Annotated in this window: 24 protein-coding genes and 1 tRNA gene; 11 read left to right on the top strand and 14 right to left on the bottom strand. The window is 67.5% G+C overall.

From position 1 onward, the window contains the following. Genes RA210_RS09755 through RA210_RS09745 form a run of 3 tightly spaced genes read left to right on the top strand, consistent with a single transcriptional unit; the run spans position 1 to position 954 of the window. Positions 1–300: a hypothetical protein gene (locus RA210_RS09755; protein WP_201486305.1), complete on the top strand. Its 300-nt coding sequence runs from the start codon at positions 1–3 to the stop codon at positions 298–300. Then, positions 297–755 carry a hypothetical protein gene (locus RA210_RS09750; protein ID WP_201486304.1) on the top strand — a complete coding sequence of 153 codons (459 nt, stop codon included), beginning with the start codon at positions 297–299 and terminating at the stop codon, positions 753–755. The genes RA210_RS09755 and RA210_RS09750 overlap by 4 nt, the downstream gene beginning before the upstream one ends. Further along, complete coding sequence (locus RA210_RS09745) at positions 739–954, top strand: hypothetical protein (RefSeq protein WP_201486303.1); 216 nt, start codon at positions 739–741, stop codon at positions 952–954. The genes RA210_RS09750 and RA210_RS09745 overlap by 17 nt, the downstream gene beginning before the upstream one ends. A gap of 52 nt (positions 955–1,006) precedes the next feature. Here RA210_RS09745 and RA210_RS09740 read toward each other — a convergent pair whose 3' ends face one another. The 8 genes from RA210_RS09740 to RA210_RS09705 all read right to left on the bottom strand — a co-directional run bounded on the left by RA210_RS09740 (position 1,007) and on the right by RA210_RS09705 (position 7,403). Beyond that, positions 1,007–1,237, bottom strand: coding sequence for a hypothetical protein (locus RA210_RS09740; protein ID WP_201486302.1), 231 nt, complete (start codon positions 1,235–1,237; stop codon positions 1,007–1,009). Further along, a complete protein-coding gene (locus RA210_RS09735) occupies positions 1,234–1,668 on the bottom strand; it encodes a hypothetical protein (protein WP_201486301.1) in 435 nt (144 codons plus the stop codon). Before RA210_RS09735 ends, RA210_RS09740 begins: the two co-directional genes overlap by 4 nt. 1 nt (position 1,669) lies before the next feature. Next, positions 1,670–1,999 carry a hypothetical protein gene (locus RA210_RS09730; protein WP_201486300.1) on the bottom strand — a complete coding sequence of 110 codons (330 nt, stop codon included), beginning with the start codon at positions 1,997–1,999 and terminating at the stop codon, positions 1,670–1,672. Continuing rightward, positions 1,996–3,375 carry a primase-helicase family protein gene (locus tag RA210_RS09725; protein ID WP_201486299.1) on the bottom strand — a complete coding sequence of 460 codons (1,380 nt, stop codon included), beginning with the start codon at positions 3,373–3,375 and terminating at the stop codon, positions 1,996–1,998. Before RA210_RS09725 ends, RA210_RS09730 begins: the two co-directional genes overlap by 4 nt. A 274-nt stretch (positions 3,376–3,649) precedes the next feature. Next, positions 3,650–4,294, bottom strand: a complete 645-nt coding sequence (locus RA210_RS09720) for a hypothetical protein (RefSeq protein WP_201486298.1) — start codon at positions 4,292–4,294, stop codon at positions 3,650–3,652. 2 nt (positions 4,295–4,296) lie between these two features. Next, positions 4,297–4,593 carry a helix-turn-helix transcriptional regulator gene (locus RA210_RS09715; RefSeq protein ID WP_201486297.1) on the bottom strand — a complete coding sequence of 99 codons (297 nt, stop codon included), beginning with the start codon at positions 4,591–4,593 and terminating at the stop codon, positions 4,297–4,299. A gap of 865 nt (positions 4,594–5,458) precedes the next feature. Next, the gene (locus RA210_RS09710; RefSeq protein ID WP_201486296.1) at positions 5,459–6,673 is read right to left on the bottom strand and encodes a tyrosine-type recombinase/integrase; all 1,215 of its coding nucleotides are present in this window, start codon (positions 6,671–6,673) and stop codon (positions 5,459–5,461) included. Positions 6,674–6,842: 169 nt separating this feature from the next. After that, positions 6,843–7,403 (bottom strand): helix-turn-helix domain-containing protein, encoded by a 561-nt coding sequence (locus RA210_RS09705; RefSeq protein WP_201486295.1) that lies wholly within the window; start codon positions 7,401–7,403, stop codon positions 6,843–6,845. A gap of 103 nt (positions 7,404–7,506) precedes the next feature. Here RA210_RS09705 and RA210_RS09700 point away from each other — a divergent pair, with 103 nt between their 5' ends. Further along, positions 7,507–8,694, top strand: coding sequence for a benzoate/H(+) symporter BenE family transporter (locus RA210_RS09700; protein WP_201486294.1), 1,188 nt, complete (start codon positions 7,507–7,509; stop codon positions 8,692–8,694). A gap of 70 nt (positions 8,695–8,764) precedes the next feature. On the opposite strand, the gene uvrB is transcribed toward RA210_RS09700, so the two are convergent. After that, positions 8,765–10,780: an excinuclease ABC subunit UvrB gene (uvrB, locus tag RA210_RS09695; RefSeq protein WP_201486293.1), complete on the bottom strand. Its 2,016-nt coding sequence runs from the start codon at positions 10,778–10,780 to the stop codon at positions 8,765–8,767. 224 nt (positions 10,781–11,004) lie between these two features. Here uvrB and RA210_RS09690 point away from each other — a divergent pair, with 224 nt between their 5' ends. Both RA210_RS09690 and RA210_RS09685 read left to right on the top strand, forming a co-directional pair. Then, complete coding sequence (locus RA210_RS09690) at positions 11,005–12,201, top strand: amino acid aminotransferase (RefSeq protein WP_136488897.1); 1,197 nt, start codon at positions 11,005–11,007, stop codon at positions 12,199–12,201. Positions 12,202–12,272: 71 nt separating this feature from the next. Then, positions 12,273–12,348, top strand: a tRNA-Asn gene (locus RA210_RS09685). A gap of 51 nt (positions 12,349–12,399) precedes the next feature. On the opposite strand, the gene RA210_RS09680 is transcribed toward RA210_RS09685, so the two are convergent. Genes RA210_RS09680 through RA210_RS09665 form a run of 4 tightly spaced genes read right to left on the bottom strand, consistent with a single transcriptional unit; the run spans position 12,400 to position 18,181 of the window. After that, the gene (locus RA210_RS09680) at positions 12,400–13,422 is read right to left on the bottom strand and encodes an HlyD family secretion protein (RefSeq protein WP_136488898.1); all 1,023 of its coding nucleotides are present in this window, start codon (positions 13,420–13,422) and stop codon (positions 12,400–12,402) included. Positions 13,423–13,432: 10 nt separating this feature from the next. After that, the gene (locus RA210_RS09675; RefSeq protein WP_201486292.1) at positions 13,433–15,487 is read right to left on the bottom strand and encodes a TolC family protein; all 2,055 of its coding nucleotides are present in this window, start codon (positions 15,485–15,487) and stop codon (positions 13,433–13,435) included. Then, positions 15,488–16,792: a glycosyltransferase family 2 protein gene (locus RA210_RS09670; protein ID WP_201486291.1), complete on the bottom strand. Its 1,305-nt coding sequence runs from the start codon at positions 16,790–16,792 to the stop codon at positions 15,488–15,490. 3 nt (positions 16,793–16,795) lie between these two features. Further along, entirely contained in the window at positions 16,796–18,181 is a 1,386-nt protein-coding gene (locus RA210_RS09665) for a diguanylate cyclase (RefSeq protein WP_201486290.1), read from the bottom strand. A gap of 139 nt (positions 18,182–18,320) precedes the next feature. Here RA210_RS09665 and RA210_RS09660 point away from each other — a divergent pair, with 139 nt between their 5' ends. Beyond that, positions 18,321–18,572 (top strand): hypothetical protein, encoded by a 252-nt coding sequence (locus RA210_RS09660; protein WP_201486289.1) that lies wholly within the window; start codon positions 18,321–18,323, stop codon positions 18,570–18,572. A gap of 136 nt (positions 18,573–18,708) precedes the next feature. On the opposite strand, the gene RA210_RS09655 is transcribed toward RA210_RS09660, so the two are convergent. Beyond that, a complete protein-coding gene (locus RA210_RS09655; RefSeq protein WP_201486288.1) occupies positions 18,709–19,095 on the bottom strand; it encodes a bacteriohemerythrin in 387 nt (128 codons plus the stop codon). A 245-nt stretch (positions 19,096–19,340) separates the two neighbouring features. Between RA210_RS09655 and RA210_RS09650 the strand changes: the two genes are divergently transcribed. The 4 genes from RA210_RS09650 to RA210_RS09635 all read left to right on the top strand — a co-directional run bounded on the left by RA210_RS09650 (position 19,341) and on the right by RA210_RS09635 (position 20,982). Further along, on the top strand, positions 19,341–19,604 hold the full coding sequence (locus RA210_RS09650; protein ID WP_201486287.1) for an ArsR/SmtB family transcription factor: 264 nt from the start codon (positions 19,341–19,343) through the stop codon (positions 19,602–19,604). Between the two features lie 125 nt (positions 19,605–19,729). Further along, entirely contained in the window at positions 19,730–20,347 is a 618-nt protein-coding gene (locus RA210_RS09645; RefSeq protein WP_201486286.1) for a hypothetical protein, read from the top strand. A gap of 93 nt (positions 20,348–20,440) precedes the next feature. Continuing rightward, positions 20,441–20,668: a hypothetical protein gene (locus RA210_RS09640; RefSeq protein WP_201486285.1), complete on the top strand. Its 228-nt coding sequence runs from the start codon at positions 20,441–20,443 to the stop codon at positions 20,666–20,668. Further along, on the top strand, positions 20,668–20,982 hold the full coding sequence (locus RA210_RS09635) for a hypothetical protein (RefSeq protein ID WP_201486284.1): 315 nt from the start codon (positions 20,668–20,670) through the stop codon (positions 20,980–20,982). The genes RA210_RS09640 and RA210_RS09635 overlap by 1 nt, the downstream gene beginning before the upstream one ends. The last annotated feature ends 1 nt before the right edge of the window (position 20,983 follow it).

The raw sequence follows: 20,983 nt of genomic DNA, 5'->3' as shown, positions 1-20,983 counted from the left end.
ATGCCGACCGCGACTTTCACCCTCGACGGCACCACCTTGCACGTCGAGGACGTGCACAGCGCCCGCACCGCCCGCGAGCGTTACGAACACCGCAACCGACCGGCGCGGCCCGGCGACATCGAGGCAATCCTGCGCTCGTTGCAGGCCGACATCGAGCTAGGCGGCAGCGAGGAGGTGCGCCGCTATCGTCGGGCAGTCCTGCGGGGATTTCGCGCCGCGCTGTGGGCGGTGCTCGACAAGCCGGGCGTTGCCGAACTGGCCGCGGCATTGCGGGCAGAAATCTTTCGGAGGTCGGCATGAGCGAACTTATCCCGCGGCGACTGCCGGACGAGGTCGATCCCGCCGTCGCTGCTGCACGTAGGGCACGGCGCGACTCGGCGGAAGCGAAGGCCGCACGCGAGCGCGAGAAGCTGGAGAACCAGCGCGCCAGGCTTGCCAAGGCCGATGAAATCCTGAACGAGCTGGCGCGGGTGGCGTTGAGTATGAACGTCGACCTCGATTCCCGGTTGAAGGCCGCGAACATTTTCTTGGATCGCGTGGTGCCGCGGCAAAAGGCGATCGAGTTCGCGGGCGAGGTCGGTGTGCAGGTCGAGCACCGCGCTTACATCGCGCCGGCCGAACGGATCATGTCGCTCAGCTTCGACGAAGTGTTGAGCGAGACCCGAAGAAGGCTCGAACACTACGATGCCCAACAGGCACAGGTGGTGCCCGGCGAGCGGGTACTGATCGAACAGGGGAATGATGATGGCGAATGATGACGAGGTTCGCGCCCTGCGCGCGATGGTGGAAGATGCGGCGATCCCGGTCGAGTACCGCCAGCAGGCCGCCGCCAGGCTCGCCGAGCTATGCCCATCACCCGAGGATGGCATCGTGCAGTTCCTCAGTGTGATCGGCCCGGAGGCGGTGGCCGCCATCGCCTCGTTCTGGCGACCGGACGAGGACGAGGACGAGTAGGGGCACGTCCTTGTGCACGGGGCGCGGCTTCTGCGCGTGCCGCGGTTGGGCGTCATGCGTCGGTTTTTGTGCGGGCCTCATAATCGCACCAGTTGATGGCGACGCCGGCCGCTGTGCTTTTTGTTTTTGACATGCACTGCTGGAATGCCACCCGGTAAGACTCGACCGCATCCCGCGCCACAACGTGCCGGTAGTTCTCGACGCTGGTCTGGATAGCGAACCCCACCAGCGCCACCAGGGCGAGCGAGGCGGCGCACATGGACAGGCTGCGTGCTGCGTTCATTGGTCGAACTCCATGCCGTCGATGGTGCGGCGCCCGAAAAGCTCGGTGCCATTGGGGTGGTGTGCCCAAAACGTGAGCGTCTGGTGCGGCACCAGCAGGATGGCATCCCCGGCGAATTGGAAATCCAGTTTCTCCGCGCCGAACGGGGCGCCACCGTGGACATCGAAGGTGTGCCGCAAGGCCCTGCTCCATGCCTCCTTGGCGCCAGGGGTCCGGCGGTTCCACACATCGACGGCGTGGCCGAAGTTGCCAACACGGAAGCACTGCGCTGGCGCTACGCTGCACACGATCTGTTCCTCGCCCAGCATGGCGAAGTATTTGGACAGGCCGCGCAGGTGCGTCAGTGTGCGGTCCGATGGCACAGCGGCCCTAACCACGTCGGATCGCCGGTGCTGCACAGTGCCGCGGTTGCCGGTCAGTATGAATTGCATGTCAGTTACCCCCGGTCAGGATGTGGAGTTCGCCCGCGCGCTCGGCGGAACGCATGATTCGATCGGCGTATATCAGGAACCTGTCGGACATCGGATCGTCGCCGGCTGACAGGCAGTCATCGGTGGCCAGTGCCAGCAACGTCAGCAGGTGGCGCGGCGGCATCCTCGAAAGGATGTCGCTGATCCAGTCGAGGTCGAGGATCGCCACGCCAGGATCGTTGCGCAGCTGTGCCAGCACCGCGCTGCCGGCTGGGAGCATGACGGTCTCCCCGGAGGCACAGCGGGCCTTCGCTCTGGCCGTTGCGGCGGCCGTGAAGTCGTGGACGCTCATGCTGCACCCCCTGCCAGTTTGGCGGCGGCAGGAACCAGGAAAGGCCGGTCGCGCTCGCCCTTTGCATATTTCTGGCAACTGGTGAACCCCGCCTTGTCCGTGGCGATGAATTCCAGCCACATGTCCTGATGCCGCCAGCACCACCCGGCAGTCGTATTCCCCGAGCTGATTTTCACGGCCCCCAAGTCCTGCAGCACCTTCGGAAGTGTCTTGTGATTCGGTTTGAGCGTGCCGAAGTTGGCCGGGTACAGCGTGGCCAGCTGCTCCACCAACGCTTCGACCCGGCCCATGTCCCTGTCGAATGGCGCGCGGCCCTGCTCGACCAGTTCGGAGATGAAGGCGAACAATGCGCCCTTGGCGTCCCGCTGGGTCATCCTGCAGGCTGCGGTTTGCGGCACCGGGGCGCTGGCGTCCCAGTCGGCCGGGAAGACCCACTGCGCAAACGCGCCAGCAACCAGCGCCGGGCCAGGCCCTTCGATCCATTGCGCCAGCTGCCGGTAGTAGGCCGGCTCCCGCGGGTGCGACTCGCAGCGCAACACCAGAATGCGGCCATCGTTCTCCATCAACGGCAAGGCGTCTGCGTTGTTGGTGGTCAGGATGAAATGCAGGTGGTTCTCGACTTCCTTGGCAGCCTTGCCCTTGCCCTCGAAGTCCATCCGCCGTTCGGACACCAGCGACTTGAACCGCTCGTAGCCGTCCATCTTGTCGGACCTGGCCAGCTCGTTGAGAACAGCGATGCGCTTGTGCTCGAAACTGTCCATGAATTTGTCGTGCAGGCGCAGGCCATCCACCGACTTGACCAGCGACGGGCCGAACACCCGCGCCAGCAGCTCGGCGATCATGGACTTACCGACCCGGCCAAACCGGCTGTACATCATGATCGCCGACGGGATCTTGTAGCCCGGCTCGCGCCACAGCCAGGCCATCCAGTTGAGGGTGAACATGACGCCTTCCTTGTCGTTGTCGGAGACGAACATCAAGTGGTCGATCAGCGGGCGAATGCTGTCAAGCGTCGCCGACATGTCCGGCTGTGCCATTTCCAGTTTTCGCACATGCCACAGGTTGAACACGTCCCGGTCGTCGTCCCCCTCGTCGGCCTTGGTCGGGTGCATCACCACCCGCCGAACTGCTCGCTTGCTGGCATCGCTCCACAACCACCAGCAGGCCCCGCTGCTCATGCGCCGCTGGCCACCCTCGGCGTCGACCAGCGCCACCTCGCCGTACTTGCCGGTGCAGAATTGGATGAACATTTCCTTGCCCATCACATCGCCGGACGCGATGTGGTACGCACAGGTGCCACCACCAGAGGCTGGCGCCAGAATGAACTCACTGGAAATTTTCAGCAGCGTTGGAATCGAAGTCGGAAGGATGTTCATTGCGACGCCCTCCCTGCGGTGCGGAGAATCGAGGCGATCCCCTGTGCACAGGCGTGGCGACGGGCGGCCACGGTTTGCCGGTTACTGCTGGTCGAGGGTGTGTTACAGTGTTTCATAGCGTGTACCCGCATGTTGGTGGTTGAGTGGCCGTCACCCTCGTTACCCCACTTGCTGCGTACTTCAGGCCGCCTGATCGGGTGGCCTTTTCTTTGGCTGGTCGGTTTGCCCTATCAGCCGCCCGCCTCCATGTCTCCGCGCCCGGTCATGGGTCTGGTCAACGTGGCTGAGCATGGTCAGGCCCCCAGGTCTGCGGCTTGTCCAGAGACGAAACGTCGTTCCCACGCCACGATGGGTGCTCGCCGGTACTCGCGCACAGCAGGCGCTCGACCTCCTCCCCGTCCACGACCCCTCGATCCTGCAGCACGCTGGCGAGTACCTGCACGACGGGCCAGTAGTGGCGCATCAGCTCCCGGCAGCGGGCGATGGCCAGGCGCTCGGCTTCGGGCCGGTCATCATCCGGCAGCAGCGCCAACAGCTCGCTAGCGTGCTGCCAGTCGCTACGACCGCCGGCGTACAGTACCCATTCCAGGTCGACGCCGCGATGAAGGGCTTCGGCTACCGGACCACTGAAGGCGTGGAGCAGGTCACGGGCGACCATCTCCTGCAGCCCGTCGTACATGCCGTGGAGGCGGCACTCCCGGATCAGCGACGGCGAGCCGATGAAGTCGGTAGCCTCCACGATGCCGCCGGGGTTGCTTTCGCGGCCTCTCCGGTCGACCCACGGGCCGGCGATGATTTCCGCCTTGGTGCGTACCGCGACGCTGTGGATGCCTTGCCCGTTCCACCAGTAGGCAAGCGCATGGCCGGCTTCGTGCACAGCGACCCAGCGGTGCCGCGCGTTGTGACATTGGTTTTTCATGGTCAGGCCCCCAGGTCTGCGGCTTCGGTTCTCCGCGCCTTGCGCGGTGCCCAGGTCACGCGATGGTTCTCGATGCGGTCACGCACCCAGGCTTCCACTTCTTCGCGCAGCCAGCGGATATGCAGACCGCCGAGCTTCACCGGGGCCGGGTACTTGCCGGCGGCGACGTATTCGCGGCGGGTAGCCCGCGACAGCTGGTCGATTGCGGTCAGCTCGTCGCCCTCGCCGATCCAACGCGAAACCGGCTGGCTGGTGCACAGGGTGTTGCTTGCGTTCTTGGGTTTGCGGTTTGTGGCCATGTTTGCGTCCCCCGTCTTGCGGTGTATGAAGGCGTCTGCCCGTGGAACCAACATACTTGGGCATTTTTCAGCCGTCAGGAGGAAAACAGGGGGCGGTGGCGACTTCCCTTGTGCATAAAGCTGTGAACAAACTCGCACAGGGCACAGCGTGCCAACGTCTCGACCACTCGTCGGCGGCAGGTATCGGCCACCCGGCGCCAGGGGGCAGGGCCTATGGCCGCAGGGGGCCGGGATGGTGCTGGGCCGGGTGGCCTCGGGGCACAAGGCCTACGGCGCTGTGGCAGCGACGGCAGTGGATCAACAGGGGGCTGATTCGGGGGCCGGAAGGCCGTCCGCGGGCAGGTCTGCGGTTTGTACCAGACGGCGCGAAATCCCATGAAAAGTACAATTCGAGCCCGTGGGGATGTACCCAACAGAACCCCACAGAACCCCACAGGCGGGCACCCTGCAGGCCGTTTTAAGGTTTTTAACGCGTTTTAAGCCAGTTTTAACCTGTTTTAACGCCTGCGAACGGTAAATTTAACGGCGGATTGATAAATTTAGCCTGCGATTTTGGAATAAAGAATGCGGTTTTTGTGCTTGGTTCTGAGGTCTGAGGTCTCTGCTGTGTGGGTGAACCGCACAGGTGTGGGGTTCCCACCAACGAACTGCACAGGGCTGAAAGCCGCATGGCACAAGGGGTTTGGGGTAGTTACTGTGTAGTTGTGTAGTTTATATATATAAAAGGGGGTATAGATAGGTAAGAATATCCCCCAGCTGTGCAACATAGCCGGGCGAGTGGGAGAAACTACACAACACCACAGTGACCCCCGGCCGTGCCCATGAAAAGTACACCCACGCCTTCGGCCGCTGTGCGCTCGTCCCGTCACCACCCCACCGACCGCAGCCACTCAGCCCACTGTGCTATGGCGGCGTCCTTCTCGTCCTGCAGGCCGGTCTGATCGTAGGCCCGCCCGTGCGCCGCCTTCGTACGGTGGCCAAGGCAGCGTTCCAGCACTTCGCCGTCGATCCCCAGCTTCTCCCGCGCCAATGACCTGAAGGTCGAGCGCAAACCGTGTATGTGCACGCCCTCGATGTCCATGCGGCCCAGCGCCACAAGCAAGGTGGTCCCGCCGATGTGCTTCGTCGAGTTCCGCGGCGCCTTGAACACCCACCCCGAGCTGCCCAGCTCGCGTAGCTCGGCGACGACCGCCGCCGGTATGGTCAAGGTCTGCTGGTCGCCGGTCTTGGGCTGGATGAAGCGCCAGACGGCTGAGCCGTTCGGTTTCAGCTCCAGATCATCCCACCGCATGCTCACCAGCTCACCAGAACGCACAGGAAGCACCATCAGGGCGCGCAGGGCCGTGGCCACTGTGCGAGTACCCCTGTAGTGCTTGATCGCCTTCAGGAAGTCCCGCAGGGCCTCCACAGCGCCTTCCAGCGACCCGAAGGTGGTTGGCGTGAAGCCAGCCCGGTGCGTGGCCTTGCCAGCTGAGAACGCAGGCTTGCGGCCGGCGAGCGGCGACGTGAAGTCGTCATGCTCATGCTCGAACAGCGCCAGCGCCCGCACCAGTGCATTCCAGACCCGATGTGCAGTGGTCGGCCGGTTGCGCAGCTTGTTGACCAGTTGAGACGCCAGCGCGCGGGTGAATTCTCGCACCGGCAGATCGGGACACTCGTCCAGAACGTGCTTTTCGAGCGCCTTCGTCATGTATTTGCGTGTCGCATCCGTCCAGCCTTCCAGCACCATGTGGTCGATCCACCGACCCACCACGATGGACAGGGTGTCATCCTGTGCGACCCTGGCTGCGGCCCTGGCGGCCTTCTTCGCCCTGGCAGGGTCTATGCCGCTATCCAGCAAATCGCGCGCCTCCCTGGCCTTCCTGCGGGCATCCTCGGGGCTCAAATCAGGGTATCGACCCAGCGACATGCGTTTTTCGGCGCCGTCGAAGTAGAACTTCAACCTCCAAGCGCCCTGCCCCTTCGCCACCGACGTGGCGGTCAGCTCAAGGAACAGCCCGTCGCCGTCGAACACGCGCCTTGTGCCCGCGCCCTGCTCCTTCATCGCCTTGCTGATCGCCGTCTTGCTGAGCTTGCCCATTGCCGATTTATCCCCGCGCGCTGTTCAATTCCATCCCCAGTCTATCCCCGACAAGCCAGACACCGCTACACACCACCGGACACAATCGGACAACCGGACGCGCATGGGCTACGCTGCAGGCCGCGCAGATCAAGGGCATCAGCCAGAAGCCACGCCACCCACAGCGACGCTACTTTCCTCTGTAGGTTATCAGGTTGTGGAACAGCAGCGGTGCGCTGCCGCCGTTGCGATAGGCATGCGGCCGGTCGGCGGCGAAGCGCAGGCCCTCGCCGCAGGCGACGCTCTGCCAGATGCCGTCGACGCAGATCTCCAGCGTGCCATTGAGCGGGATCACATGCTCGGTGACTCCGGCGGCATGCGGCACCGACTGGTGGCAGGCGCCCGGCTGCAGCTCGACGACCAGAAACTCGCTGCCCAGCGCCGGATCGAAGGGAAACAGCGTGCGCACCTGGATGCTGCCGTCATCCGTCGGCCAGTCGCCACCGACGCTGCTGCGCAGCAGCGCCCCGTCGTCGGCCGGCGTCTCCTCGAGCAGGCCGGAAAACGAGACGTGGAAGCCGGCGGCGATCTTCCACAGCGTGGCCACCGTCGGGCTCGACTCGCCGCGCTCGATCTGGCCGAGCATCGCCTTGCTCACCCCGGTGGCCTGTGCCGCCCGGTCCAGACTCCAGCCCTGCGCCTGGCGCAGCGCGCGCAGCCGCGCGGCGATCCGCTGGTTGATATCCGTCATCACGCTCCTCCGCCTTGTGCGCTATAGCGCACAAGGGGTAACTTGTCCGCATCGTGCGCAATAACGCACAAAGTCGCCCATCCCTCAAGTCCGAGGATCGCCCATGTCCCATTTACCGGCCCCCAGCCATGTCAGCGCCGGCCTGATCGCCGTGCTGGTCGGCTTCACCAGTTCGGCGGTGATCATCTTCCAGGCCGCCGCCGCGGCCGGCGCCGACGCCGCCCAGGTCAGCTCCTGGCTGTGGGCGCTGTGCCTGGGCTGCGGCCTGACCAGCATCGGCCTGTCGCTGCGCTACCGCGCGCCGGTGCTCACTGCCTGGTCGACCCCCGGCGCCGCCCTGCTGGCCGGCAGCCTGGGCGGCTTGGGCATGGGCGAGGCGGTCGGCGCCTTCCTGTTCAGCGCCGCGCTGATCACCCTGAGCGGCGTCACCGGGCTGTTCGCCCGGCTGATGCAGCGCATCCCCCAGGCGCTGGCGGCCGCCATGCTGGCCGGCGTGCTGCTGCGTTTCGGTCTCGAGCTGTTCGGCGCCTTCGAGCAGCAGGCGCTGCTGGTCGGCAGCCTGTTCCTCGCCTACCTCGCCGGCAAGCGCCTGCTGCCGCGCTACACGATCCTGCTGGTGCTGCTGCTCGGCATCGGCCTGGCCTGGCGGCTCGGCCTGCTGCACTGGCAGGCGGTCGAGCTGGCCGTGGCGGTGCCGCAGTTCGTCCGCCCCGAGTTCTCCTGGGCGGCGCTGGTCGGCGTCGGCATCCCGCTGTTCGTGGTGACCATGGCCTCGCAGAACCTGCCCGGCGTGGCGGTGCTGCGCACCGCGGGCTACGAACGGGTGCCGGTATCGCCGCTGATCGCCTGGACCGGGCTGGCCAGCCTGCTGCTCGCCCCCTTCGGCGGCTTCGCCATCAATCTGGCGGCGATCACCGCGGCGATCTGCGCCGGCCCCGAGGCCGGCCAGGAACCGCAGCGGCGCTACTGGGCGGCGCTCTGCGCCGGCAGTTTCTACCTGTTGATCGGCCTGTTCGGCGCCACCGTGGCCAGCCTGTTCGCCGCCTTCCCGCAGGCCTTGATCCTCGCCATCGCCGGCCTGGCGCTGCTGGTCACCCTGAGCAACAGCCTGGCCGGCGCGCTGCAGGACGTGCGCCAGCGCGAGCCGGCGTTGATCACCTTCCTGGTCACCGCCTCGGGACTCAGCCTGTTCGGCGTCGGTGCGGCGTTCTGGGGGCTGGTCGCCGGCGGGCTGGCCAGCGTGGTGCTCAATGGCCGCCTGAGTCGCCCTGCTCGGGGCACCGAACCGTAGGGTGCGCCATGCGCACCACTGCCTGAATGGTGCGCACGGCGCACCCTACCGAACACTGCGGCGGCTCACCCTACAGCGCCAGCAACCGCTCGCGCAGTTTCTGGATCTCGTCGCGCAACTGCGCGGCGGCCTCGAACTCGAGGTCGCGGGCCAGCTCGTACATCTTCTCCTCCAGCTGGCGGATGCGCTTGGTGATCTCGCTCGGCGAGTTGAGCTGCGCCTCGTAGCGGGCGCTCTCCTCCGCCGCCTTGGCCGCCGCGCCGCGCTTGCGGCTGCGCGCACCGGGCACCACGGCGCCCTCGAGGATGTCCTGCACGTCCTTCTTGACGCCCTGCGGCACGATGCCGTGTTTCTCGTTGAAGGCGATCTGCCTGGCCCGGCGCCGTTCGGTCTCATCGATGGCGCGCTGCATCGAACCGGTCACCTGGTCGGCGTAGAGGATCGCCCGACCGTTGAGGTTGCGCGCGGCGCGGCCGATGGTCTGGATCAACGAGCGCTCGCTGCGCAGAAAGCCTTCCTTGTCGGCGTCGAGGATCGCCACCAGCGCCACCTCGGGCATGTCCAGGCCCTCGCGCAGCAGGTTGATGCCGACCAGCACGTCGAAGGCGCCGGTGCGCAGGTCGCGGATGATCTCCACGCGCTCGACGGTGTCGATGTCCGAGTGCAGGTAGCGCACCCTGACGTCGTGGTCGCTGAGGTAGTCGGTGAGGTCCTCGGCCATACGCTTGGTCAGGGTGGTGACCAGCACGCGCTCGCCGGCGGCCACGCACTTGCGGATCTCCGAGAGCAGGTCGTCGACCTGGGTGGTCGCCGGGCGCACCTCGAGCTGCGGGTCGACCAGCCCGGTGGGGCGCACCACCTGCTCGATCACCCGTCCGGCGTGCTCGGCCTCGTAGGGGCCGGGAGTGGCGGAGACGAAGATGGTCTGCGGGCTGGCAGCCTCCCACTCCTCGAACTTCATCGGCCGGTTGTCCAGCGCCGAGGGCAGGCGGAAGCCGTATTCCACCAGGGTCTCCTTGCGCGAACGATCGCCCTTGTACATCGCGCCGACCTGCGGCACGGTGACGTGCGACTCGTCGATCACCAGCAGCGCATCGTCCGGCAGGTAGTCGTAGAGGGTCGGCGGCGGCGCGCCGGGATCGCGCCCGGACAGGTAGCGCGAGTAGTTTTCGATGCCGTTGCAGTAGCCCAGCTCGAGGATCATCTCCAGGTCGAAGCGGGTGCGCTGCTCCAGGCGCTGCGCCTCGACCAGCTTGTCATGCGCGCGCAGGTACTCCAGGCGCTGCCTGAGTTCGACCTTGATCTGCTCCACCGCCTCCAGCAGCGTCTCGCGCGGGGTGACGTAGTGGCTCTTGGGGTAGAAGGTGAAGCGCGGCAGCTTGCGGATCACCTCGCCGGTCAGCGGGTCGAAGGCCGCCAGGCTTTCCACCTCGTCGTCGAACAGCTCGATGCGGATCGCCTCCAGCTCCGATTCGGCCGGGTAGATGTCGATCACGTCGCCGCGCACGCGGAAGGTGGCGCGGGCGAAGTCCATGTCGTTGCGGGTGTACTGCAGCTCGGCGAGGCGGCGCAGCAGTTCGCGCTGGTCGAGCCGGTCGCCGCGGTCGACGTGCAGGACCATCTTCAGGTACGACTCGGGATCGCCGAGGCCGTAGATCGACGACACGGTGGCGACGATGATCGCGTCCGGCCGCTCCAGCAGCGCCTTGGTCGCCGACAGGCGCATCTGCTCGATGTGGTCGTTGATCGAGGCGTCCTTCTCGATGTAGGTATCCGAGGACGGCACGTAGGCTTCGGGCTGGTAGTAGTCGTAGTAGGAGACGAAGTACTCCACCGCGTTGCCGGGGAAGAAGCTCCTGAACTCGCCGTACAGCTGCGCGGCCAGGGTCTTGTTGGGGGCGAGGACCAGCGTCGGCCGCTGCACCCTGGCGATCACGTTGGCGATGCTGAAGGTCTTGCCCGAGCCGGTCACGCCGAGCAGGGTCTGGTGCGACAGCCCGGCCTCGAGGCCCTCGACCATCTGGCGGATCGCCTCCGGCTGGTCGCCGGCGGGTTTGAAGCGGGTGACAAGCTTGAACCTGGACATGTGCGTACCCTGAAAGGACAAACTCCCGCGGCAACGACCACGGCTGACAGTGCTCCGCCAGCAGCGACCATATGTCGCACCAACGGCCGTTTTCGCCGCACCTGCGTATCGCCGCACCGGGATGGTGCTGTCTATAATATCGCCCCGTCTGCGCAACCCCCTAGCCCAGTGATGGCTGGGCGTTGCATCCGCCCGTCACCCTCATACTCACAGAGCTGCCGCACATGAGTCTGTTCTCTGCCGTCGAAATGGCGCCCCGCGACCCCATCCTGGGCCTCAACGAAGCCTTCAACGCCGACACCCGCCCGGGCAAGATCAACCTGGGCGTAGGCGTGTACTTCACCGAAGAAGGTCGCATTCCGCTGCTGCGCGCCGTGATCGAGGCCGAGAAGGCCCGCCTGGAAGCCCGCGCGCCGCGCGGCTACCTGCCGATCGAGGGCATCGCCGCCTACGACAGCGCCGTGCAGAAGCTGCTGTTCGGCGAGGACTCGCCGCTGCTGGCCGAAGGCCGCGTGGTCACCACCCAGTCCCTCGGCGGCACCGGCGCGCTGAAGACCGGCGCCGACTTCCTCAAGCGCCTGCTGCCGGACGCCGTGGTGGCGATCAGCAACCCGAGCTGGGAGAACCACCGCGCGCTGTTCGAATCCGCCGGCTTCCCGGTGCAGAACTACAGCTACTACGACGCCGCTACCCAGGGCGTGAACCTGGCCGGCATGCTCGCCGACCTGCGCGCCCTGCCGGCGCAGTCGATCGTCGTGCTGCACGCCTGCTGCCACAACCCGACCGGCGTCGACCTGTCTTCCGCCGACTGGAAGCAGGTGCTGGAAGTGGTCCGCGAGCGCAACCACGTGCCGTTCCTCGACATCGCCTACCAGGGCTTCGGCGACGGCATCGCCGAGGACGCCGAGGCGGTGCGCCTGTTCGCCGACTCCGGCCTGCAGTTCTTCGTCTCCAGCTCGTTCTCCAAGTCGTTCTCGCTGTACGGCGAGCGCGTCGGCGCGCTGTCCATCGTCACCGCGTCGAAGGAAGAAGCCGGCCGCGTGCTGTCGCAGGTCAAGCGCGTGATCCGCACCAACTATTCCAACCCGCCGACCCACGGCGCCAGCGTGGTCGCCGCGGTGCTCAACAGCCCCGAACTGCGCGCCATGTGGGAAGAGGAACTGGGCGAGATGCGCAGCCGCATCAAGCAGCTGCGCAACGGCATGGTCGAGCAGCTGGCCGCCCTCGGCGCCAAGCGCGACTTCGGCTTCGTCGCCCGCCAGCGCGGCATGTTCTCCTACTCCGGCCTGACCGGCGAGCAGGTCGAGCGCCTGAAGAACGAGTTCGGCATCTACGCCGTCGGCACCGGCCGCATCTGCGTCGCCGCGCTGAACAGCAAGAACCTCGAAGTGGTCACCCGCGCCATCGTCGAGGTGCTCTGATCCGCAAGGCGAAGTCGACACCGCAAGGGTGTTGACTTCGCCTTAGAAATCAGTAAGATACGCCTCGTTGTTCCGCGATAGCTCAGTCGGTAGAGCAAATGACTGTTAATCATTGGGTCCCTGGTTCGAGTCCAGGTCGCGGAGCCAGATTCGAAAGCCCTTGGTGAAAGCCAAGGGCTTTTTTTATCGCCCGGCGACTCACTCTTCCAGGCCAAGGGTCCGTCGCCAGTCGCGCGCGAAGCGCGCCTGCAGTCCCAGGCGGTCGATCCGCCAGCGGGCCGGCCAGGGCTCCAGGGGCTCCACCCGCACCAGCAGGACGCGCGCCGCCGCGCCGAACGGCGGCTGCAGCTCGGCCGGCATCGGTACGGCATCGTGCGCCTCGCCGCGTACCCGCGCCGCCCGCGTCGAACCGTCGGGAAGGTACAGGGTCAGCGCCTGCCCGGCCCGGCCGTAGCCGGCCTGCCGCGCCGGCAGGTACACCCACACCTGCACGTCCTGCCGGCGCTCCAGGCTCAGCAGCAGCAGCCCCGGAGCGACCCCCTCTCCCGCCGCCACCGCCACGTCGAGCACCCGCCCGGCTTCGGGCGCGCGCACCTCGAGGGCCGCCAGGCGCCGTTCGAGCCACTGCCGCTCCAGCCGGCGCTGGACCGCCTCCGCCGGCTCGACGCGCAGCTGGCGCTGCTCGAACTGCAGCAGCTCATGGCGGCGTGTCGCCAGGACGCTCTCGGCCTGCAGCAGCTCGCCGCGGGTCGCGGCATCGAGGGCGAACAGGCGACGCAGCTCGGCCAGACGCCGTTCGGCCGCCCCCTGCGCTTCCTGCAATACCTGCCGCTCGCGCTGCGGCAAGCCATGGGCATCCGACGGCGCCTGGTCCGGCTCGGCCAGCAGCGCCAGGCGCTCGCGCCACTGCGGATTGTCCAGCCGCAGCAGCGGCGCGCCGGCTTCCACCGTCTGCCCCGGGACGACCAGCACCTCGCGGACCTGTGCGCTGTCGAAGGCGCGCAGTTGCAGGATCGGCACCAGCAGGCGCGCCGGCGCCTCCACGCGCAGCGTCGACCACAGCCAGCGCCCGCCCAGCCACAGCAGCGGACTGGCCACCAGCAGCAGGATCAGGTACCAGCGCAGGCGGAAGGCCAGGCGCCTGCCCGGCGCATAGAGCACCCGCAGCCCCTGGTCCTCGGTCGGCCGGCTTTCCTTGGGGCTGTCGAAACGGATCTTCATCGGCGGCGCCTCAACGGGGATAGTGTGGCCAGGCCTGCCAGTCGACGCCGCCCAGCGCCGTGCCCTGCAGCCGCGTCTGCCAGCGGCGGACCTGCTCCTGCAGCTCGCCGCGGCTGCGCCCGGCCAGGCTTTCGCTCGCCGGCAGCTGCGGCTCGACGCTCTGCGCCAGACGAAAGCGCAGCGCCGGCCAGCGCCGGGCGATATCTTCCGCCAGGGCGGCGCTGCGCCCGGTGTCGGCGGTGTAGATCATCAGGCTGACCTGGCGGACGCCCAGCCCCGGCAGCGCACAGGGCACGCAAGGCGTGCCGGGGTCGGCGGCGAACCAGCGGTGGTGGCTGGACAGCTCCACCGGCCAGGGACTGCTGCGCACCGCCAGCGCCAGGGTATCCAGCCAGTCCTGCAGGCGCTGGCCGGGCACCGGCCAGCCGAGCTGCTCCACCTCCAGATCCAGATGCAGACCGGCGAAGGGCAGCCCGGCCAGGCGCGCCAGCAGCAGCCCCAGTTCGCTGCGCTGCCCGCTGCGCAGCCAGTCCGGTTCGCCGAGCAGCAGCAGCGGCTCCAGGCCGGCGGCGCGCGCCTCTGCCAGCAGCGCCCGCAGCTCGCCTTCGAGCGCGTCCAGGCGTGCGACCTGCGCCGCGCTCAACCCCAGGTACAGGCGCTGCATGCCGGCCTCGCGCAGGGCGCGCAGCTCGGCGGGCCGGCGCTGGCGATCGAGCAGCGCGCGGCTGTCCCAGACGTACACGCCCTGGCGCCAGTCGGCGCCCTCCTCCACGGCCTGCGCCCAGTGCTCGCGGGCAGTGCCGAGCAGCGGCGCGGCGGCGGCATCGTCGGCGAACAGACGCAACTCCGCCTCGGCCAGCCACAGCCCGTGCCAGGCCGCGACCTGTTGCAGGCTGGCCTCGTGCAGCTCCAGCTCGGCTTCCTGGCGGCGCGCCATGCCGGCCTCGCCCTCCAGAGCGTCGCGCAAGCGCCGCTCGACCGTACGGCGGCGGGCGACCTCCCGTTGCTCGCCCTGCCACTGCAGCGCCTCCAGCGCCAGCCGATGGCTGCGCAGGGCCTGCGCCAGGCTGCGGCGCAAGTCATGGCGCTCGGCCTCCAGCGCCGCCTCGGCGGCCCGGTAGCGCGCCTCGCCCTCGCGCTGCCGGGCATTGCCGTAGCCGAGCAGGTCCAGGGGCGCGGACACGTCCAGGCTGGCGACCCAGTCGCCGCCGGACTGCCGGGTGCCGCTGCGCCGCTCGAAATCGCGGCTCAGGCTGACGCTCGACTCCAGCAGCGCATACCAGGGCAGCTCGCGCTGGCGTCCCGCTTCGGCCAGCCGGCTGTGCCGCTCGGCCAGCTGCGGATGGCGCTCGAGCCCCTCGAGCCAGGCCGCCAGGGGCTGCGGCCGGCTGGCCAGCGACTCGGCCTGCGCCGTGCTCGCCGGCGCGAGCGCGCGCCCGTCCAGCACGCCCAGCCAGTCGAGCGCCTGCATCCGGGCGGCGTCCGCCGCGGCGCAGCGCCGTTGCAGGACGCGCCAGCGGCTGCGCAGCGCGTCGGCTTCGGCCGGCAGCATCCAGCCGGCCTGGCGGCGCGCCTGCAGGGCGTCCTGCGCCGCCGTCGCGGCGTCCGCCAGCGCATGGCACAGACGCTGCTCCTCCTGCGCCCGCCACCAGTCGGCATAGGCGCTGCGCACCTGCAGGCGCTGCCCGGCGCGCAGCAGGGCCAGGCGCAGACGCTGGCGCTCCTGCTCGTCCAGGCCGGACTGCACCTGCGCCAGCCGGCGGTGCAGGCTGCCGAGCAGCGGATGACGCACGCCGATGGCCAGGTTGCGCCCGTGATAGTCGTCGCGCCGCTCGCTGTCGTTCAGTTCATGGTAGCGGCCGGCGCTGGCCGCGCCGAACAGCTGCCAGCCGGCCTCGGCCCGGCGCTGCTCGACGACGGCCGCCTGCGCCGCCAGCTCGGCGACGAGCTGGCGCTCGGCGGGCGCAGGCGGCAAGCCGTTCAGCAGCTCGTCCAGCGCCAGCGGCGCGGCCTGCAGCGAAGCGGACAGGCACAGCGCCAGCGGCAGCAGCGGTATTCGTGCCATTCAGAACCTCTTGCCCCTCTTCAGCACCCACCAGGGCGCCATGCCGCTCTCCTCGTGACCGCGGCGCAGCATCTCGTTGAGTATGGCCACCGCGCTCCAGCAACGCATGAACAGCATGCACGGCGGGAACAGCAGGACCAGCGGGGCCAGCCGGAGGTCCTCGCGCAGCCGTTCGGAGACCGCCAGCAGCAGGACGGCGTAGAGCAGCAGGGTGACGCCCAGATAGACCAGGTAGATCAGCGCCCCGAGCAGCAGCAGGCGCGGCCAGGGCAGCAGCAGCGGACCGATCAGGCAGTAGCCGAGGATGATGAAGGGCAGCACCAGCTGGAAGAACAGGCCGGTGAACAGGGTGACCAGGAAGTTCGGCCAGCCGAGCTGGTGCGGCGCCAGGCTGTGGCGGTGCTTGCGGATGTACAGGAAGTACAGGTCGCCGTCCCAGCGCAGGCGCTGGCGCAGCAGCTGGCCGAGGCCGACCGGCACGTCGGTGTGGCCGATCGCGGCCGGCTCGAAGGGAATGCGCAGCGGCGCGCGGCCGAAATAGCTCTTGATGCGCAGGGTGATGTCCAGATCCTCGGCGGTGTGGGTATCCCAGCCGCCGATCTTGTCGAGGAAGCTGCGGCGGAAGGCGCCGAACGCGCCGGAGATGTTGTTCACCAGGTTCCATTCGCCGAGGCCGATCTTGGCCAGGTGGATGGACAGCAGGTACTCCAGCGCCTGCAGCGCCGTCACCCAGGAGGCGAACGGATTGCGCACCCGCAGGCTGCCGGCCACCGCCGGCACCCGGGGGTCGACGAAGTGGCGCACCATGGCCGCCACCATGTCGTTGTCGAAGGAAGTGTCGCCGTCCAGCGCCATGACGATCTCGCCGTGGCAGTAGGCCAGCCCGGCATTCAGCGAGGAGACCCGGCCGCCGCGCTGCCACTTGGCGATCGGCCGCAGGTGGCGGCGCGGATAGCGCCCGGGATCGACGCGGAAACTGCGGATCGCCTGCAGCGTGTCGCGGTTGACCGCGGCGCCGTCGACCACCGGGATCAGCTCGATCTCCCCCGGATAGACCTGCTCGCAGAGGCTCTGCAGGGTCCTGGCCACGTCCGCCCCCTCGCTGTAGCAGGTGACGATGCACGACACCACGGGCCGGTAGGGCGTGACCAGGGGCTGCCGCTCGCCCCGGCGGACGAACCAGCGCAGCACGCCGAGCACCACCAGCAGGTTCAGCGGCACCTCGAACAGCAGGAAGGCCGGCAGCAGGGCGAACAGCCCTCCCTCGCGACCCAGCTCGGCCAGCAGGCTCGCCAGCGCCTCCATCGCTCACTCCAGCTCGCCGGCCAGGCGCGCCAGCAGCAGGGGGCCGTCCTCCTGCTCGAGCAGGTCCTGCGGCGCGCTGAAACCCACCGTGCTCAGCGCGATGCCGTGGGCCGCGGCGTCGCCGAGCAGGCCGCTGGGGCGGGTCAGCCGCTGGCGCAGGCTGGCCAGCCCGGCGGCATCGGTGTGCGGCAGCAGCATCCAGAACAGCTCCTCGCTGGCGCGCGTACAGCGGTCGGTCTCGCGCACCATCTCCAGCAGGCGCTCGAGCAGACCGTCGATCAGCGCATGGGCGCGCAACTCGCCCAGCGTGCGCAGGTTGTGCAGGCGCATGCCCAGCACCGAGAACGGCGGCCCGCCGTAGCGCCGCACCAGCTCGATCTGCCAGCTCAGCAGCTCGGCGAACTCGCGGCCGCCGCGCAGGTTGAGGCGCAGCAGGGTCAGCTCCGTCCGCCCGGCCTCGCCCAGGCCCTGGCGGCAGTGCAGCCGGCCGGCGTCGGTCAGCCGGTAGTGGCGCACCTCGCGCACCCGCAGGCGCTCCGGCGCCTGCACCTGGCCGCAATCCAGGCAGCGCGCCTCGATCCGCGCATCGACGAAGAACGCCTGGCAGTGGCGACAGCCGTAGTTCTCCAGCGGCCGGTCGTAGTCGCTGCCGATGTGGCGCAGGCGGGTCAGGCAGTTCGGGCACAGCAGCAGCCCCTCCCTGACGAACAGCTCCTGCGGACCCACGTGCCCGCAGGTGAAGCAGTGCAGCGACGGCTGGCGGGCGATGTCGAGATCGCCGCACTCGGGACAGACGTCGACGTAGTTGAGACGCCCCGAACCGCAGCGGTTGCACAGTCGCAGCCGGTCGACCAGCTCGCCGGCCTGCAGCCAGCCCTGCTGGGCCATCAGCTGCAGCCAGACGAAGTCGTTGACCGTCTCCTCCTCGGCCAGCACCTCCAGCAGCGGGTAGCGGTAGTGCCGGGCCACCGCGGTGTCGCGCAGGGCGCGGACCTCGCCGGCCGCGCGCAGCCACAGCCAGGCCAGCACCCGGCTGTCGAAGCGCTCGGGCGCCACGCCACGGTTGAACAGCGCGAAACGGCCGCGCCACAGCCGCCACTGGGCGACCAGGGCGTCGGCCTGCGCCGGTGGCGTGCCGTCGCCCAGCGCCAGGCACCAGTCGTCCTGGTCGCGGCAGCAGTAGATCGGCAGGAAGCGGCAGCCCTCGGCGCGGCGCAGCTGCTGCAGCGCCTGCCCGGCCTGCGCGCCGGGCTGGTCGAGCAGCAGGACGTCCCACGGACCGGCGGCCAGCAGCGCGCCGAGATCATGGAAGACGTGAAGCTGCGGATAGGGCTGCTCCCGGGCACCGGGCGCCGCCAGCACCGCGATGCGGGGAGTGGTCGCCGACATGCCGGGCTCCGCGGTGGCCGCGTGCGGGTGTTGTCAGCGTAGACCAGCTGTCAGGCGGAGGGATGCCGGCCCGCAGCGTGGCCAATCTGGCCTAAGGTTGTAGCTACGCCGATGCACCGCCCGAGGAGGAAGCAGGACCATGACTATCCGTACGCTCAAGCAGGCCCGGAGTCACACCGGCGAGGCGCAGGACGAATGGGAGCAGATCACCGATGGCCGCATCGTGGTCAGCTACAACACCGTGCGTGCCAACGCCGACGTCAGCTGGCGCCCCTATGCCAAGGAGGACGACTGGCAGGATCTGCCCTATGTGTCGGCCGACCTGCCCGCCGGCGACGAGAAGATCATCGCGTTCGTGCTGGACTATCTCGACCTCAACGAGGAGGACTGAGCGCCGGGCCGTCCGACGGCGGCGTCGCGAAGGCCTGCGCCAGCAGCCGGGGCAGCAGCTCGCCCGCCGCCGCGCGCAGGCAGAGGGGCGGTCGCTCCCCGACAGGGACGGATGTCGCCACCCGTCCCCGCGCAGCTCAGCCGAACAGCCGGGCGAAGAAGCTCTTCGGCCGCGGCTTGAGCGACGCCGCCAGGGCGACCTTGACGGTCTCGGCGTAGTCGGCGTCGTCGCGCTTGATGTGGTTGATCAGCCAGGCGCGCAGGGTGGTGAGCAGGTGGCGGGAGACATCCTCGCCCAGTTCGAAGCGGTACTGGAAGTCCTCGATTTTGCGGCAGAACAGCTCGTGGACCTTCTTGTGGGCATGATGGAAGGGATAGCCGGCCTGCTCCTGCAGGTCCTCCTCGAAGGCGAAGTGCGACATGGTGTACTCGACCAGCTGCTCCAGCACCTCGCCGACCTCCGCGCGGCTCTGCCTGTCGATGGCCTGGTGCAGGTCGTTGATGTACTCGACGATGCGCCACACACACAAAGAGCCTGATTTTGCTGGAGTTATGGGAGATTAGAGGGGTCGGCAGCAGGATGCTTGTACGCTGGTTTGTACACGAATCGCAATGTACCCGGTTCCAGCGCCCCTCCTACCCTTGATTCTACCCTTAGCGGCAGACTTCCGCGAATAGACCCACATACCCCTAAACCCCTATTTACTTACCCGAATCAACCGCTTAGCATTGCCACATCAGAAGCAGTAGCAAAATGGAACCACACCGAATGAGCGCCAACCTGTTCAACGGCCTGGGCAATCCTGTCCGCCTCCAGATCATCAACACTCTCCACTCCGCCGGCCGCCTCAGCGTCAACGAGGTCACCGAGCGCATCGGAATCTCGCAGTCGAACACCTCCCGCCACCTGCTGATCCTCAAGGAGGCCGGCGCCGTGGAGGTCGAGTGCAAAGAGAACAAGCGCCTGTACAGCCTTCGACCGGGCGTCATCCGGCTGTTGACAGTGGCCTCGGAGGTGTGCGGAGAAGCTTGACCATTGGCGACAGTTATCGCAGTCTGATCTCCGGACAAAAAGAAGCCCCGCGATTGCGGGGCGAACACAGAAGGATTTAGCCCGACCACTGTACAAGTCGGGCTTTTTCTATGCAAGGAGATCCTATGCGATACCACATGGTCGCCCTATCCCTGCCTCGGGAGGGCTACTACCTCTGCCTGCACAAGCACGGCCGCCGTGAGCTGTGCCAGTGGACCGAGCAGGACAGAGAAACCCTGTCCCGCGTCAGAAAGCAGATCGAGGCCTTGTACACCGCCGGCCCGGTTGGCACCCCATTCAGCAGGCCGGAGGTGGAGCTGCTCTACATCGACGGCATCACCCCTGACCAAGCTGTCAGTCGGGTACTCCCCTACTTCCTGGAGGCGACGCCTCCGAACCAGAAGCGCGTCTATTACCTAAACGCGAAGGAGTCGGACGTCGAGGTGATCGGCCCAGCCGGAGTAGACGGCGACAAGCCGGGAGTCCGCATCATCACCGTGGCCAAGAACGCCGGCAAATTCTCCCCCTCCCCCTCGCTCTTGCAGGCTATCGACGGCGCCGACCTCGACACCCTGGAGGGCCGCTCGAGCCGGCTACTAGCAGAGGCCGCAGCATGGTCGAAAGCCGCCCCTGTTACCGAGGGAAGCACCAAGAACCTGGTAGTCCCGGTGGAGCGCCGGGTGAAGCTGTCAAGAATGGGCCGCGACGAGGTTGTAACCGAAATACCCGAAGTGTGGGCTTAGTCCCACACTTGAGTAAATAAATAACTGCATATTGACGGTTGTTGTACTACATGACTACCATCTGAATACTTCCACCACTGATGGGGTATCGAAATGGTAGCTCTGACCGCGTCGAACCATGCTGTATCCGTCCGAGCTGCTGAGCTCCTCTCTACCCAGAAGAAGAAGTTCAGCATCGACCTTCCCGCCGGAGTGCACCAGCAGCTGAAGATGATCGCAGCTGCTCACAACACCACCGTGCGGGACCTTCTCCTTGACGGAATCATCAACTACACCTTCCCGAAGTACATGACCCCTGTGCCCGGGAGCAAGGAGTCCTGATGGAAGAACTGCTGCCACGCCTGCGCATCATGTCGCAGGCAGCCGGCGATAGTGGAACACCTGAGCAGCGCGAGACAACCCTCCGCCGGTTCATCGAAGACCTCGGACTTTCTGTCCACCCCCGGCTGCTCAAGGCGCAACCTGAGCACGTAGTCCGCGTCCTCTACATCCAGTGGTGCAAGCACATCACTGCCGGCGTTGACCGCGAAAATCTCCTCGACTGGATGGCCGTGGCCATCGTCAACCCGCTCGGAACGCCGATGCGGAAAGCGCCTGAACAACAGCCTACCAACGTGGTATCGCTATTCGGATAGG

The sequence above is a fragment of the Pseudomonas sp. OF001 genome, from assembly GCF_904426495.1.
Lineage (GTDB): Bacteria > Pseudomonadota > Gammaproteobacteria > Pseudomonadales > Pseudomonadaceae > Geopseudomonas.
The sequence above is the reverse complement of the archived record's forward strand: the minus strand, read 5'-3'. Positions and strand labels throughout refer to the sequence as shown.